Genomic DNA, 13,559 nt, shown 5'->3' with positions numbered 1-13,559 from the left:
ATCTCCGCAATTCGGAACGGAGCCGGCCGATGACGGCGAGACTGGGAGCATGCGCGTGCAACTGAAACTCATCCTTGACTGCGAGCCGGACGACGCGTGGCGCGCACTCCGCTCGCCCGCCGTCTTGCGGGAGTTGTATTCGCCGCTGCTCGAGCTCGACCCCGGCGGCCCTGTGCCGACCCTGTGGGAGCCCGGCAGCATGGACGTCTCCGTGCGCGGCGCAGGCGTGGTCCCGGTCGGGCGCCAGCGGATCGACCTCGATTTCGACCTCACCCGGGTGCAGGGAGTCAGGATCCTCGTCGACTCCGGCCGGCCGCTCACCGGCCCGCTCGCCCTGCTCGACGGCTGGCGCCACCAGATGGCCGTCGCTCCAGCGCCGGGCCAGGAGGGGAAGACGCTCTACCGCGACCGGCTCGACTTCGGCGGCCCCGCCGCCGCGGCGCTGTGGATGCCGATGTGGACGATGTGGCAGTGGCGTGGCATCCGCCTGACCCAGATGGCACCGAACTGGGCGTTCGAGCCGGTGCAGCCGCCAGAGGCCGAACCCGCAGACGCCTGAGCCCACGGATAGCAGTTCAGACCCGTCGAATGTTACGGCTGACCGGCGGTTCAGGGCGGCCTGTCAGCCAACAGGCGACTCGACCCGCTAAGCTAGAGGTACTTGCGGGCCCACCATTGTGCCCCTTGCGTCGTAGAACGCTTCCTCTCTCCCCGAGAAATCCGTCAAGGATTCCGGGTCGATGACTCTTCATACGGCGAACGGATGTGGCCTTCGCCACCTTCGCCACTCTCTCCCGCTCCAGCGATTTCGCCTGTCGAGATCCGTACGGGATGCTGATGCCCCGAAAGGCACCACTTTGTCAGAAACTGTCCCAGAAACCACCTTCGCCGAACTCGGCGTCCCCGCAGCACTCGTCTCGGCACTCGCCGCAGACGGCAAGACCCTCGCCTTCCCGATCCAGGTCGACACCCTCCCGGACACCCTCGGTGGCCGCGACGTCCTCGGCCGCGGAAAGACGGGCTCGGGCAAGACCCTCGCGTTCAGCATCCCGATGGCGGCACGCCTCGGGGGCAAGCTCGCCGGCGGCAAGCGCCGCCCCGGCCGGCCGCTCGGACTCGTCCTCGCTCCGACCCGTGAGCTCGCCACGCAGATCTCCGCGGTGCTCACCCCGCTCGCGGCGGCATACGGCCTCAACACCACGACGATCTTCGGCGGCGTCAACCAGACCCGCCAGGTCACCGCGCTGAAGGCGGGCGTCGACATCGTCGTGGCCTGCCCCGGCCGTCTCGAGGACCTGATGAAGCAGGGCTTCGTCAGCCTCGACGCCGTCGAGATCACCGTGCTCGACGAGGCCGACCACATGGCCGACCTCGGCTTCCTGCCGGTCGTCACCCGCATCCTCGACAAGACGCCGTCCAACGGACAGCGCCTGCTCTTCTCGGCCACGCTCGACAACGGTGTGGACAAGCTCGTCCGCCGCTTCCTGCACAACGAGGTCCTCCACTCCGTCGACGAGGCCACCAGCCACGTCTCGGCGATGACCCACCACGTGTTCGAGGTGTCAGGTCCCGACTCCAAGAAGGACCTCATCGAGACCCTCGCGTCCGGCACCGGCCGCCGCATCCTCTTCATGCGCACCAAGCACCACGCCAAGAAGCTGGCCAAGCAGCTCACCGACGCGGGCATCCCCTCCGTCGACCTGCACGGCAACCTCTCGCAGCCACAGCGTGACCGCAACCTCGCCGCGTTCAGCGACGGCAGCGCCCGCGTCCTGGTCGCAACGGATGTCGCGGCGCGCGGCGTGCACGTGGACGACGTCGAACTCGTCATCCACGTCGACCCGCCGATGGAGCACAAGGCATACCTGCACCGCTCGGGCCGCACCGCCCGCGCAGGCAGCGCAGGAGACGTCGTCACCATCTGCCTCCCGACCCAGAAGAAGGACCTCGCGCAGCTGCTGCGCAAGGCCGCCATCACCGTCACGCCAGTCGGCGTCACGGCGAAGTCGGCCGAGGTCACCGCGCTCGTCGGTGAGGTCGCCGCATACGTCAAGCCGGCACCGCGCCAGGCAGCACCGCAGGGCGGTGGACGCTCACAGGGCGCCAACGCCCAGCGCAAGCGCTCGGCTCGTGAGGGCCAGGGCGGCGGACGCTCACGTTCGGGTTCGTCTCGCGACTACTCCACGTCGACGGCAGGCACCACCGGCCGTCGCCACGAGGGTGCGTCCTCCGCGCGTCCCGCCCAGGCACGTCCTGAGCGGTCAGCCCGCCCGTCCACCTCTGGTGGCGCGGCGACCGGCGGCCAGCGTACGCACCGCCGGGTCTCCAGCGGCCGCTAGACAGCACCTTCTCCGGAAGCCATCGCGCCCGGTTCTCGCATCTCCGATGCGTCGACCGGCCGCGGTGGCTTTCGCCGTTAAGTCGTGGGCCATGTCGACGATAATCTGATCCGGGTCACCGCACCCACCCTCGGACTCGTCGAGGTGAAGGTCTCGCTGCGGTCACCGACGGCTGGTCCGGATCGAAGCTCGACTGGCGTCTCGAAACCCGTGACCACCCCTGGCCCGCCGCCCGATTTTGTCAACCGGGGGTTCCGCCGATTTCTCACCGCGCCGGACGCGGGGGTATGGTCACGGTATGGACACCGACGTTGTTGTTTCCCCCGTTCACGAGATCATCGTCCGCCCGGTGCGGGACGTCGACGCAGAGTCGCTCGGACGCGTTCACGCCCAGTGCTGGCACGAGGCGTACGACGAAGTGATCAGCAAGGCCGCCCTCGAACGGCTGTCCCCCCGCCGCATGGCCGAGCTGTGGACGCACTGGATGAACCAGGGTGACGGGTACCACCAGTTCGCTGCCGTCCATGACGGCGAGGTCGTCGGTTTCTCCGGATCAGGACCGGCAAGGGACGACGACGCACCCAGGCCGCTCGAGCTGTACTTCATCAACATGCTCGCTGAATTCCGCAGCACCGGCACCGGCCAGAAGCTGTTCGACGCGGCGATCGGCGACCAGCCGGCCTACCTGTGGGTCCTGTCGACGAACATGCGCGCCCGCCACTTCTACGAGAAGAACGGTTTCGTCGCCGACGGCGCCGAGCACACCGAGCCGTTCCTCGGCGAAGAGATCCACGAAGTCAGGTACGTCCGTTAGGACAGACGCCCCACCGACGCGAGAGCGAGCCGGAGGAGCGTTCCGCGGCCACCTTCCATCTCGGCGCTGACGGCATCCGTCTGGGCTTCCTCCGGTGTCATCCAGGTCAGTTCCAGTGCGTCCTGGCGCGGGTCGCAGGTGCCTGTGACCGGAACGACGTAGGCGAGAGAGACCGCGTGCTGCCTGTCGTCGGTGTAGGCGGAGATGCCAGGCATCGGGAAGTACTCGGCCACATGGAACGGGGTCGGCGACGCCGGGAGCAGCGGGAACGCCATCGGCCCGAGGTCCTTCTCGAGGTGGCGGAAGAGCGCGTCACGCAGCGTCTCGCCGTACATCACCCGACCGGAGACAAGGGTCCTGGTCATCTGGCCGGTGGCCGTCGCGCGCAGCAGGATGCCGACCTCTGTGACCACGCCGAGGCCGTCGACCCGCACAGGGATCGCCTCGACATAGAGGAGAGGGAGTCGACGTCGAACCTCTTCCAGCTCGATGTCACTGAGCCAGCCAGGAGTCGGGCTCGCGGATGGATCCTGCGGCTGGTCGGGGTCTGGGGTGCGAACGCTCATGGTCCATTCTTACCCGGTTTGCCGGATCCGCCGACCGCCACCACCAGGTTCGGGGTCGGTAGGCTGGATCCGCAGCCCGAACAAGGAGAATCCGATGGCCACCCACACGATCGATCCGGAGGCCGTTCTCTGGTCGGCAGGCGAGGAGGACCGCGAGGACCGCTCGTTGCTCATCGTCCTCCACGGATACGGATCGAACGAAGCCGACCTGTTCCAGCTCGCTCCGTTCCTGCCGCTCGAACCGGTGATCGCCGCCCTCCGCGCTCCGCTGGTCGCCCCGTTCCCCATCGACGGGTGGTCCTGGTATCCGATCGACAAGCCGGGAAGCCCCGACGAGGCCGGGCTGGCCGAGTCGACCGCCGCCGTGCTCGAGTGGATCGACGGGCTGCCGTATTCGCCGGAGTCGATCGGGCTGCTCGGTTTCTCGCAGGGAGGCGCGATGTCGATCGAACTGCTGCGCGCGGCGCCCGAGCGGTTCTCGTTCGCGGTCAACCTCTCCGGGTACGCGTCCCCGGCACCACAGCCAGGAGACGCCGCCCTCGCCGAACGGCGTCCACCGGTGTTCTGGGGACGGGGCACACTCGACGACGTGATCCCCGCTGCCGCCGTCGAGCACACCACCGACTGGCTCCCGGGACACACCCGACTCGTCGGCCGGATCTACGACGGGCTCACCCACGCCATCTCGCAGCAGGAACTCGCGGACGTCCGCGGCTTCATCGAACGACAGCTCTGACGACCGTTCACGAGCGCTTCCCCGGATGCTGTCAGTGGTGTCAGGCAGGATGGAACCGTGAGCGACGTGCTTGAGCGATTCTCCCCGGCCACCCGCGCCTGGTTCAGCGGCGCGTTCGCCGCGCCCACAGACGCCCAGGTCGGTGCTTGGGATGCGATCTCCCGCGGCTCGCACGCCCTCGTCGTCGCGCCGACCGGTTCGGGCAAGACGCTCTCCGCCTTTCTCTGGTCGATCGACAGGCTCATGGCCGAACCGCGCAGAACCGAGCCAGGCACGCGTGTGCTGTACATCTCCCCGCTCAAGGCGCTCGGTGTCGACGTCGAGCGCAACCTGCGCGCCCCCCTGACCGGCATCACCCAGACCGCGATCCGACTCGGCGCCGAGGTCCCGCACGTCACGGTCGGTGTGCGTTCGGGCGACACCCCGGCCGCCGACAGGCGTGCGCTGGCCAAGACACCGCCTGACATCCTCATCACGACGCCCGAGTCGCTGTTCCTCATGCTCACTTCAGCCGCACGCGAGACCCTGAAGTCGGTCGAGACGGTGATCATCGACGAGGTCCACGCCGTCGCCGCGACCAAGCGCGGGGCGCACCTCGCCCTCTCGCTCGAACGGCTCGACGCCCTGCTCGAGAAGCCCGCCCAGCGGATCGGCCTCTCCGCTACCGTGAGGCCGCGCGAAGAGGTGGCGCGATTCCTCGGCGGCACCGCCCCTGTCGAGATCGTCGCCCCTCCGGCGTCCAAGCGATTCGACCTCCGGGTCGTCGTGCCCGTCGACGACATGACCGACCTCCCGGCCGCAGCACAGCAGACGCCGGAGGGCTCAGCGGCCGGTGCGATCCTGCCGGACGGCGAGCGCGCCGGATCGATCTGGCCGCACGTCGAAGAAGCCATCGTCGACCGCATCCTCGAGCACCGGTCGACGATCGTGTTCGCCAACTCGCGGCGCCTCGCCGAGCGTCTCACCGCCCGGTTCAACGAGATCTACGACATCCGGTCTGCCGAATCCGTCCCCGACGAGCTCCTCGTCGACGCTGTCGCCGGTGCCCGTGCCCCTGCTGCCCTGATGGGCGGAAGCGGGCAGACGGCTGCACGCGACGAGGCCGCTCCCCAGCTGGCACGCGCCCACCACGGTTCCGTCTCGAAAGAGCAGCGGGCGTTCATCGAGGACGACCTCAAGTCGGGCAGGCTCCGCTGCGTCGTGGCGACGTCGAGCCTCGAGCTGGGCATCGACATGGGCGAGGTCGACCTCGTCGTGCAGGTCGAGTCGCCTCCCTCGGTCGCGAGCGGGCTGCAGCGGGTCGGCCGGGCGGGCCACCAGGTGGGTGAGATCTCCCGCGGGGTGTTGTTCCCCAAGCATCGTGCAGACCTCGTCAATTCGGCGGTGGCATCCGAACGCATGGTGTCGGGTCAGATCGAGTCGCTCGCCGTCCCGTCGAACCCCCTCGACATCCTCGCCCAGCAGACCGTCGCCGCGACGGCACTCGAGCCGCTCGACGTCGAGACCTGGTTCGAGCAGGTGAAACGCAGCGCGCCTTTCGCGCGGCTCCCCCGGTCGGCGTTCGAGGCGACCCTCGACCTGCTCGCCGGTCGCTATCCGAGCGATGAGTTCGCCGAACTGCGACCCCGGATCGTCTGGGACCGCGACGCGGGAACGATCACCGGGCGGCCGGGTGCGCAGAGACTCGCGGTGACGAGCGGGGGCACGATTCCCGACCGCGGTCTGTTCGCCGTCTACATGGCATCAGGCGACGCGTCCGGTGCAGGCTCCCGCGTGGGCGAGCTCGACGAGGAGATGGTCTACGAGTCGCGGGTCGGCGACATCTTCGCCCTCGGGGCGACGAGCTGGAAGATCCAGGAGATCACACACGACCGGGTGATCGTCACGCCCGCGTACGGCCAACCAGGTCGACTTCCGTTCTGGAAGGGCGACGGACTCGGCCGGCCCGCTGAGCTCGGCGAAGCCGTCGGCGCGTTCATGCGTGACATCGATGCAGCAAGCGAGACGGATGCCGCCGAGCGGCTGGCAGGGGCGGGTCTCGATTCGCGGGCCGCAACCAACCTCGTCGCGTACCTCACCGACCAGCGCACGGCCACCGGGCATATTCCGAGCGACAAGACGCTCGTCGTCGAGCGCTCCCGCGATGAACTCGGCGACTGGAGGGTCATTCTCCACTCTCCATACGGCATGCAGGTGCACGCTCCGTGGGCGCTGGCCGTCGGGGCGCGAGTGCAGGAGAGGTTCGGCATCGACGGAGCCTCGATCGCCAGCGACGACGGCATCATCGTGCGCATCCCTGACACCGAACTCGAGCCGCCGGGCGCCGAGCTGTTCGTGTTCGACGCCGACGAGCTCGAGGCCGTCGTGACCGAGCAGGTCGGCGGTTCGGCACTGTTCGCCTCACGGTTCAGGGAGTGCGCAGCGCGGGCTTTGCTGCTGCCGAACTACTCGCCGGGCAAGCGGGCGCCGCTGTGGCAGCAACGGCAGCGATCGGCGCAGCTGCTCGATGTCGCTCGCAAGTACCCGGCGTTCCCGATCATCCTCGAGACCGTCCGCGAGTGCCTGCAGGATGCATACGACCTGCCTGCCCTCCTGGGTATCGCGAAAAAGCTGGCCAGCCGGGGCATCCGGATCGTGGAGACCACGACGGACACCCCGTCGCCCTTCGCCAAATCGCTGTTGTTCGGCTACGTCGGCGCGTTCATGTACGAGGGCGACAGCCCGATCGCCGAACGCAAGGCGGCTGCACTCACCATCGACTCGGCCCTGCTGGCGGAGCTCCTCGGTCAGGTCGAGCTGCGCGAACTGCTCGACCCGGGCGTCATCGCACAGACCGAACTTGAGCTGCAGCGTCTCGCCGAGTCGCGGAAGGCACGGGGCGTCGAGGGTGTCGCCGACCTGCTGCGGATGCTCGGGCCTCTGACACTCGACGAGGTGAGCGCCCGGCTGGAGTCGGAGCATCCGCTCGAGGACGCAACGGTGCACCTCGCCGAACTGTCCCGCGCCAAGCGCGCCATCGCCGTCACGTTCGCCGGCGCATCCTGGTGGGCGGCCATCGAGGACTCGGCCCGGTTGAGGGATGCCCTCGGCGTGCCCCTGCCGATCGGCGTACCCGTCGCTTTCATCGAACCCGTCGCCGACCCGGTCGGCGACCTGATCGCGCGCTTCGCCAGGACGCACGGGCCGTTCACCACCCAGGAGGCCGCAGACCGTTTCGGCCTCGGCAGCGCCGTCGCCCAGCACACCCTCGTCAGGCTTGCCGATCAGCGCCGGGTGATGCGTGGCGAGTTCCTCGCTACCGGCCGGGAATCCATCGGAGACAACACCGAGTGGTGTGACTCCGAGGTGCTCCGTCGCCTCCGCGTCCGCTCCCTCGCCGCGCTGAGGCACGAAGTCGAACCGGTCGACCAGCACGCCTTCGCCCGGTTCCTTCCGCACTGGCAGCACGTCGGCGGCCGCCTCACAGGTATCGACGGCGTCGCAGCGGTCATCGACCAGCTCGCCGGGGCTCACATCCCGGCGTCCGCGTGGGAATCCCTGATCCTTCCGCAGCGGGTGACGGACTACTCCCCCGCCATGCTCGACGAACTCACCGCCACCGGTGAGGTCCTCTGGTCTGGGGCAGGCGCGCTCCCCGGGAACGACGGCTGGGTGTCGCTGCACCTGGCCGAGACCGCCAACCTCACCCTCCCTCTCGTCCCCGAACACCAGCCAGATGCGCTGCAACGTGAGGTGCTCCTTGCGCTCGGCGGCGGCGGCGCGTTCTTCTTCCCTCAGCTCGCCGAGACCACTGGAGCGACAGACGACTCCGCGCTGGTCACCGCCCTCTGGGAACTGGTGTGGGCTGGGCTCATCACCAATGACACGCTCGCCCCGCTCCGGACCCTCACCGGGCACGGCGGCGGCGCGCATCGGACCCAGCGGGCGGCACCGCGGTCACGGATGTACCGCGGCCGCCCTCTCGCCCGCCCGTCGATGTCGACGCGGGTCGCCCCGACGCTCGGCGGTCGCTGGTCGATCCTCCCCCTGCCTGAACAGGATGCGACGATCCGCACCGCGGCGACGGCGGAGACCCTGCTCGAGCGTTACGGCGTCGTCACCAGGGGGTCCGTGATGGGTGAGGGCGTGCCGGGCGGTTTCGCACTCACCTACCGGGTCCTCAGTACTTTCGAAGACACCGGCAGGGCCCGACGCGGATACTTCATCGACGGACTCGGCGCGGCACAGTTCTCGACCGCCGGCACCGTCGACCGGTTGCGGACGTTCGCCAGGTCGGATTCGAACGACGTTCCGGATGCCGCCGATCGCGAGGTCGTGACGCTCGCGGCCACCGATCCCGCGAACCCGTACGGAGCCGCACTCCCCTGGCCGGCTCTCGACAGCGCGGGAACAAAACACCGGCCGGGCCGGAAGGCCGGAAGCCTCGTCACCCTGGTCGACGGCGCTCTCACCCTGTACGTCGAACGCGGCGGGAAGACGCTGCTGACGTTCACGGACGACGAGGCCGTGCTCACCGTCGCCGCGGCATCCGTCGCCGACCTTGTGCGCCGCGGCCGCATCGACAAGCTGGCTGTCGAAAAGGCCAACGGTGACTTCGTCCTCGGCACAGCCGTCGCTGCCGCCCTGCGCGAGGCCGGCTTCACCGAAACCCCGCGCGGGCTCAGGATCCGGCATGCCTGAGGGCGACACCGTCTTCCGCGCCGCGCAGCACCTCAACGAGCGACTGCAGGGAGCGACCGTCGCGACCTGGGACCTCCGTGTGCCCACCTTCGCCACGAGCGACCTCACCGGTGAGCGGATCGAGGGCGTTGTCAGCCGCGGCAAGCACCTGCTGCATCGCGTCGGCGATTACAGCCTGCACAGCCATCTGAAGATGGAGGGGTCGTGGCACCTCTACCGGCCCGGGTCGACGTGGAAGCGGCCCGCGTTCCAGGCACGGGCGATCGTGGGGTCGGCCGAATGGCTCAGTGTCGGATTCGATCTCGGAATCGTCGAACTCATCCACCGCGACGACGAAGACAGTGTCGTCGGACACCTCGGGCCCGACCTTCTCGGCGAGTCCTGGAACGCCGATGTCGCGCTCGCCCACCTCACGGCCGCGCCGGAGCGCCCGACGGCCGTCGCGCTCCTCGACCAGCGCAACCTCGCAGGGCTCGGCAACGTGTACGCCAACGAACTCTGCTTCCTGCGCGGCGTGCTTCCTACCCGCCCGATCGGAGAAACGGATGCCGCGGCGCTCGTCGCCCTGGCGTCGCGCCTGATCCTGGCGAACCGCGACCGGGTGGAACGGACAACGACAGGGGACACCAGGCCAGGGCGCCAGACCTGGGTCTACGGCCGGAACGGCCAGGCCTGCCGACGCTGCGGGACCCGGATCAAAAAGGGCCCTCTCGGCGCGCGTGAAACCGAGGAACGTGACAGCTACTGGTGCCCACGCTGCCAGACCTAGAACCGCTCAGCTCGAACGATCGACATCGGCGAGGAAGCGGTCGACGCGCTCAAGCAGGCGGCTCCGGTTCGAGCGCACCAGGGAGTACGGACCGGCCTGGTGAGGCGACACCGGTGAACCCATCCGGGCCTGGGCCGAGCAGGTGAGTTCGGCGCAGATGTAGGTACCGACCGTGCTGCCGTTCCGCCCGGCCTCACCGGCGAGCGGTGCGACGAACAGGGCGACGTCGTCTCCGGGCTGCGCCGTGTGGCAGAGGCTGCACATGTGGAAGCGGTAGCGGGTCTTCGCCTGGTCGGCCCGGCGAAGGACGATGCCGACCGGCTCTTCACCGCGCCAATAGACGAGGTGGTATCGCCCGGGGGAGCCCGGATCGCGCCAGCCGAAGTAGTCGAGTTCGTCCCACGGCGCATAGCCGAGACCCGACGGAACGAACAGCCGCGAGGCGTCCTCCTGGGAACAGTTCACGAACGATTCCCTGATCTGCTTCTCCGTCAGTTCTTCCATCGGTCCTCCTCGTGCGGACAGCGCCATCATAAGGTCCGCCTGATGACGCTTCAAGCGCCACGCGCCTACACGTCCGCCTTCACGAGCGCCAGCAGCTGGGACAGCGTCGCCTTGGCATCACCGAGCGCGATCGATACCTTCGGGTCGTAGAACAGCTCATTCTCGATTCCGGCGAAGCCAGGGCTCAGGCTTCTCTTGAGGAAGACCACCTGCTTCGCTTCCGCCACGTGGAGGATCGGCATGCCGAAGATCGGCGATCCGGGCGAAGACTTGGCCGCCGGATTGACGACATCGTTGGCCCCGATGACGAGCACGAGGTCCGTCGACTTGAACTGGCCGTTCACTACGTCCATCTCGACGAGCGATTCGTACGGCACGTTCGCCTCTGCCAGCAGAACGTTCATGTGACCGGGCATCCGCCCGGCGACGGGGTGGATGCCGAACACCACATCGGCCCCGCGTTCCCTGAGATGGTCGGCGAGCTCGGCTGCGGCATGGTGGGCCTGGGCAACCGCGAGCCCGTAGCCGGGCACGATGACGATCCTCGAGGAGTACTCGAGGAGGATGGCCACGTCCTCTGGCGTCACTGTCCGGACGGCGCGGTCGGCGTCTCCGGCATCGCCTCCGCCTTTCACCGAGCGCCTGAACGCGCCGAACACGATCCCGGTCACGCTCCTGCCCATGGCCGTCGCCATGGAGATGGTGAGGATCGTTCCGCTCGCGCCGACGAGAGTGCCGGCAATCAGAAGCAGGATGTTCGAGAGCACGAGACCTGAGCCCGCGACGGCGAGACCGGTGAACGCGTTCAGCAGCGAGATGACGATGGGAACGTCCGCTCCCCCGATCGGCAAGACGAAGAACACGCCGATCACGAGTCCGAGCGCGAAAAGCACAGCGGCGAGGATGAGGTTCCCGGTGATGGCCATGGCGACCGCGGTGCCGACCGCAGCCACCGTCAGGACAGCCAGGATCAGACCGAGCCCGGGGAACACCACCGCTCGGGACGTGATGATCCCCTGCAGCTTCGCGAAGGTGACGAACGACCCGGTCAACGAGACACCGCCGATGAACACCGTGAACGCGATGACCGCGCCGCTCCAGGCATCCGGGCCGTGGGTGAACTCGACGATGGCGACGAGGGCGGCTGCACCGCCGCCGACTCCGTTGAAGGCGGCGACGAGTTGCGGCATCTGGGTCATCCGCACCTGTCGGGCCGCAGGCACGGCGATGGCCGCACCCACGACGACGGCCAGCGCGATCCACATGCCGTTCCTGATCTCATGGCCGAGCACGTATGCCATGATCGCGATCACCGCACCGGCGGCACCGAGGCGGTTGGCACGTCGGGCGGTGCGCGGGGAGCTCAGCCCCTTCAGGGCGAGGATGAAGAGTACCGCTGCGATCAGGTAGCAGACGAGCACCACGTTCTCGTTGAGGAGGTTCACGACGGATCCTTCCTCGGCGCTGACCGGCGCGGTTTGGACGCGAACATGACCAGCATCCTGTCGGTCACCACGAACCCTCCGACGATGTTGATCGTCGCAAGCAGAACGGCGAGGAGGGAGAGGACGAGGGTCACCGGGTCGGCTGCCTGCCCGGCCACCATGATCGCTCCGAGGAGGATGATCCCGTGGATGGCGTTGGCCTCGGACATCAGCGGTGTGTGGAGCGTGCTCGAGACCTTCGAGACGACTTCGAAGCCGAGGAAGACCGCCAGGACGGTGATCGTGACGAGGGCGAAAGCATCCATCAGCGCCTCGCCTCGTCGGAGATCAGGTCGGAAAGTCGCGGGTGGACGACAGCGCCACCGTGGGTGAGGCACGATCCGCTCACCAGTTCGTCGGTGAAGTCGGGAACGACGACACCGTCCACGGTCAGGGCGGCGAGGAAGTTGGCGAAGTTCATCGCGAGCAGTTTCGATGCGTCGACGGCGAGTTCCGAGTGGATGTCCTTCACGCCGATCACCGTCACGGTTCCGGCCTCTGCGGCGAACGGGATCCGTTCCCCCGCGACGGATGCCTCGACGTTTCCACCGGACTCGGCGGCGAGGTCCACGACCACGGATCCTGCCTTCATCCCCGCCATCATCGCAGAGGTGACCAGCAGCGGCGCCGGGCGGCCGGGCACGGCAGCGGTCGTGATGATGATATCCGCGGCGACGACGTGTGGGGTCAGGAGGTCCCGTTGTCGCTGGGCCCGTGCCTCTCCGAGTTCCTGCGCGTAGCCGCCACCGGCATCTGCCGCTTCGAGGTCCAGCGAGATGAAGGTGGCCCCGACCGAGCGGACTTCTTCCGATGACGAGGAGCGGACGTCGTATGCACTGACCACACCGCCCAGCCGCCTGGCTGTCGCGATCGCCTGCAGGCCCGCCACCCCGGCCCCGAGCACGAGGACCCGAGTCGGCGCGAGGGTCCCCGCAGCGGTCATGGTCATCGGGAACATCCGCCCGAAGGTGTCTGCTGCGACCAGTGCGCTCTTGTACCCGGCGATCAGCGCCTGCGACGAGAGCACGTCCATCGACTGCGCCCGTGAGATCCGCGGGAGGAAGTCGAGCGCGAACATCGTCACGCCGGCCGATGCTGCCGCTGTGACGGCCGCGACGTTGTTGAAGGGATCGACCGTACCGACGGTGATGGTCCCCGGCGCCAGTGCGGTGATGTCGGATGCCGTCAATGGACGCACATGGAAGAGGACGTCGCCGCTGATCGGGCCAGGAGTGACGTCAGCGCCTGCTGCCGCAACGGCGTCATCGGGGACGCCGGCGAATCGCCCGGCTCCTGATTCGAATGCCACCTCGAGGCCGGCAGCCCTCAGCCTCCTGATGCTGTCCGGTGTCGCCGCGACGCGTCTCTCACCGATCACGCTCTCGGCTCGAATGACAACCCTGCTGGACACGGAACTCCTTCGTTCGTGCCTTCGAGAGTAGCCGGTCAACTGCCCGATCACGGAGAAGTTCGGGGAGCTCACCGGGCAAACGGATCGTTAACGCAGAAAAGCCACCCCGTGGGGTGGCTTTTCTGTTTAATTAAGTTAAGTCCGGCGGTGTCCTACTCTCCCACAGGGTCCCCCCTGCAGTACCATCGGCGCAAAGAGTCTTAGCTTCCGGGTTCGGAATGTGACCGGGCGTTTCCCTCTTGCTATGGCCGCCGAA

11 protein-coding genes and 1 rRNA gene are annotated in these 13,559 nt (G+C 68.2%); 6 read left to right on the top strand and 6 right to left on the bottom strand.

Annotated features, from left to right (window positions below; genetic code table 11):
• Positions 1-49: 49 nt before the first annotated feature.
• From AC1M0F_RS15545 to AC1M0F_RS15535, 3 genes are all read left to right on the top strand, one after another.
• Positions 50-559 carry a hypothetical protein gene (locus AC1M0F_RS15545; RefSeq protein WP_480239174.1) on the top strand — a complete coding sequence of 170 codons (510 nt, stop codon included), beginning with the start codon at positions 50-52 and terminating at the stop codon, positions 557-559.
• Between the two features lie 181 nt (positions 560-740).
• Positions 741-2,339 carry a DEAD/DEAH box helicase gene (locus AC1M0F_RS15540; protein WP_480239173.1) on the top strand — a complete coding sequence of 533 codons (1,599 nt, stop codon included), beginning with the start codon at positions 741-743 and terminating at the stop codon, positions 2,337-2,339.
• 298 nt (positions 2,340-2,637) lie between these two features.
• Positions 2,638-3,153, top strand: a complete 516-nt coding sequence (locus AC1M0F_RS15535) for an N-acetyltransferase family protein (protein WP_480239172.1) — start codon at positions 2,638-2,640, stop codon at positions 3,151-3,153.
• Here AC1M0F_RS15535 and AC1M0F_RS15530 read toward each other — a convergent pair.
• On the bottom strand, positions 3,150-3,719 hold the full coding sequence (locus AC1M0F_RS15530; protein ID WP_480239171.1) for an NUDIX hydrolase family protein: 570 nt from the start codon (positions 3,717-3,719) through the stop codon (positions 3,150-3,152). The genes AC1M0F_RS15535 and AC1M0F_RS15530 overlap by 4 nt on opposite strands.
• Positions 3,720-3,813: 94 nt before the next feature.
• On the opposite strand from AC1M0F_RS15530, the gene AC1M0F_RS15525 reads away from it, so the two are divergent.
• The 3 genes from AC1M0F_RS15525 to AC1M0F_RS15515 are packed head-to-tail and all read left to right on the top strand — an operon-like array spanning position 3,814 to position 9,904.
• Positions 3,814-4,455, top strand: a complete 642-nt coding sequence (locus AC1M0F_RS15525; RefSeq protein ID WP_480239170.1) for an alpha/beta hydrolase — start codon at positions 3,814-3,816, stop codon at positions 4,453-4,455.
• Between the two features lie 57 nt (positions 4,456-4,512).
• Positions 4,513-9,135, top strand: a complete 4,623-nt coding sequence (locus AC1M0F_RS15520; RefSeq protein ID WP_480239169.1) for an ATP-dependent helicase — start codon at positions 4,513-4,515, stop codon at positions 9,133-9,135.
• Entirely contained in the window at positions 9,128-9,904 is a 777-nt protein-coding gene (locus tag AC1M0F_RS15515) for a DNA-formamidopyrimidine glycosylase family protein (protein ID WP_480239168.1), read from the top strand. Before AC1M0F_RS15520 ends, AC1M0F_RS15515 begins: the two co-directional genes overlap by 8 nt.
• 6 nt (positions 9,905-9,910) lie before the next feature.
• On the opposite strand, the gene AC1M0F_RS15510 is transcribed toward AC1M0F_RS15515, so the two are convergent.
• The 5 genes from AC1M0F_RS15510 to rrf form a co-directional block, all read right to left on the bottom strand.
• On the bottom strand, positions 9,911-10,408 hold the full coding sequence (locus AC1M0F_RS15510) for an FBP domain-containing protein (RefSeq protein WP_480239167.1): 498 nt from the start codon (positions 10,406-10,408) through the stop codon (positions 9,911-9,913).
• A 65-nt stretch (positions 10,409-10,473) separates the two neighbouring features.
• Entirely contained in the window at positions 10,474-11,853 is a 1,380-nt protein-coding gene (locus tag AC1M0F_RS15505; protein WP_480239166.1) for an NAD(P)(+) transhydrogenase (Re/Si-specific) subunit beta, read from the bottom strand.
• A complete protein-coding gene (locus tag AC1M0F_RS15500; protein WP_480239165.1) occupies positions 11,850-12,158 on the bottom strand; it encodes an NAD(P) transhydrogenase subunit alpha part 2 in 309 nt (102 codons plus the stop codon). Before AC1M0F_RS15500 ends, AC1M0F_RS15505 begins: the two co-directional genes overlap by 4 nt.
• Entirely contained in the window at positions 12,158-13,303 is a 1,146-nt protein-coding gene (locus AC1M0F_RS15495) for a Rossmann-fold NAD(P)-binding domain-containing protein (protein ID WP_480239164.1), read from the bottom strand. The genes AC1M0F_RS15500 and AC1M0F_RS15495 overlap by 1 nt, the downstream gene beginning before the upstream one ends.
• Before the next feature lie 139 nt (positions 13,304-13,442).
• Positions 13,443-13,559 (bottom strand): 5S ribosomal RNA (rrf, locus tag AC1M0F_RS15490).

This window comes from Mycetocola sp. Y719 (assembly GCF_056713205.1).
The sequence above is the reverse complement of the archived record's forward strand: the minus strand, read 5'-3'. Positions and strand labels throughout refer to the sequence as shown.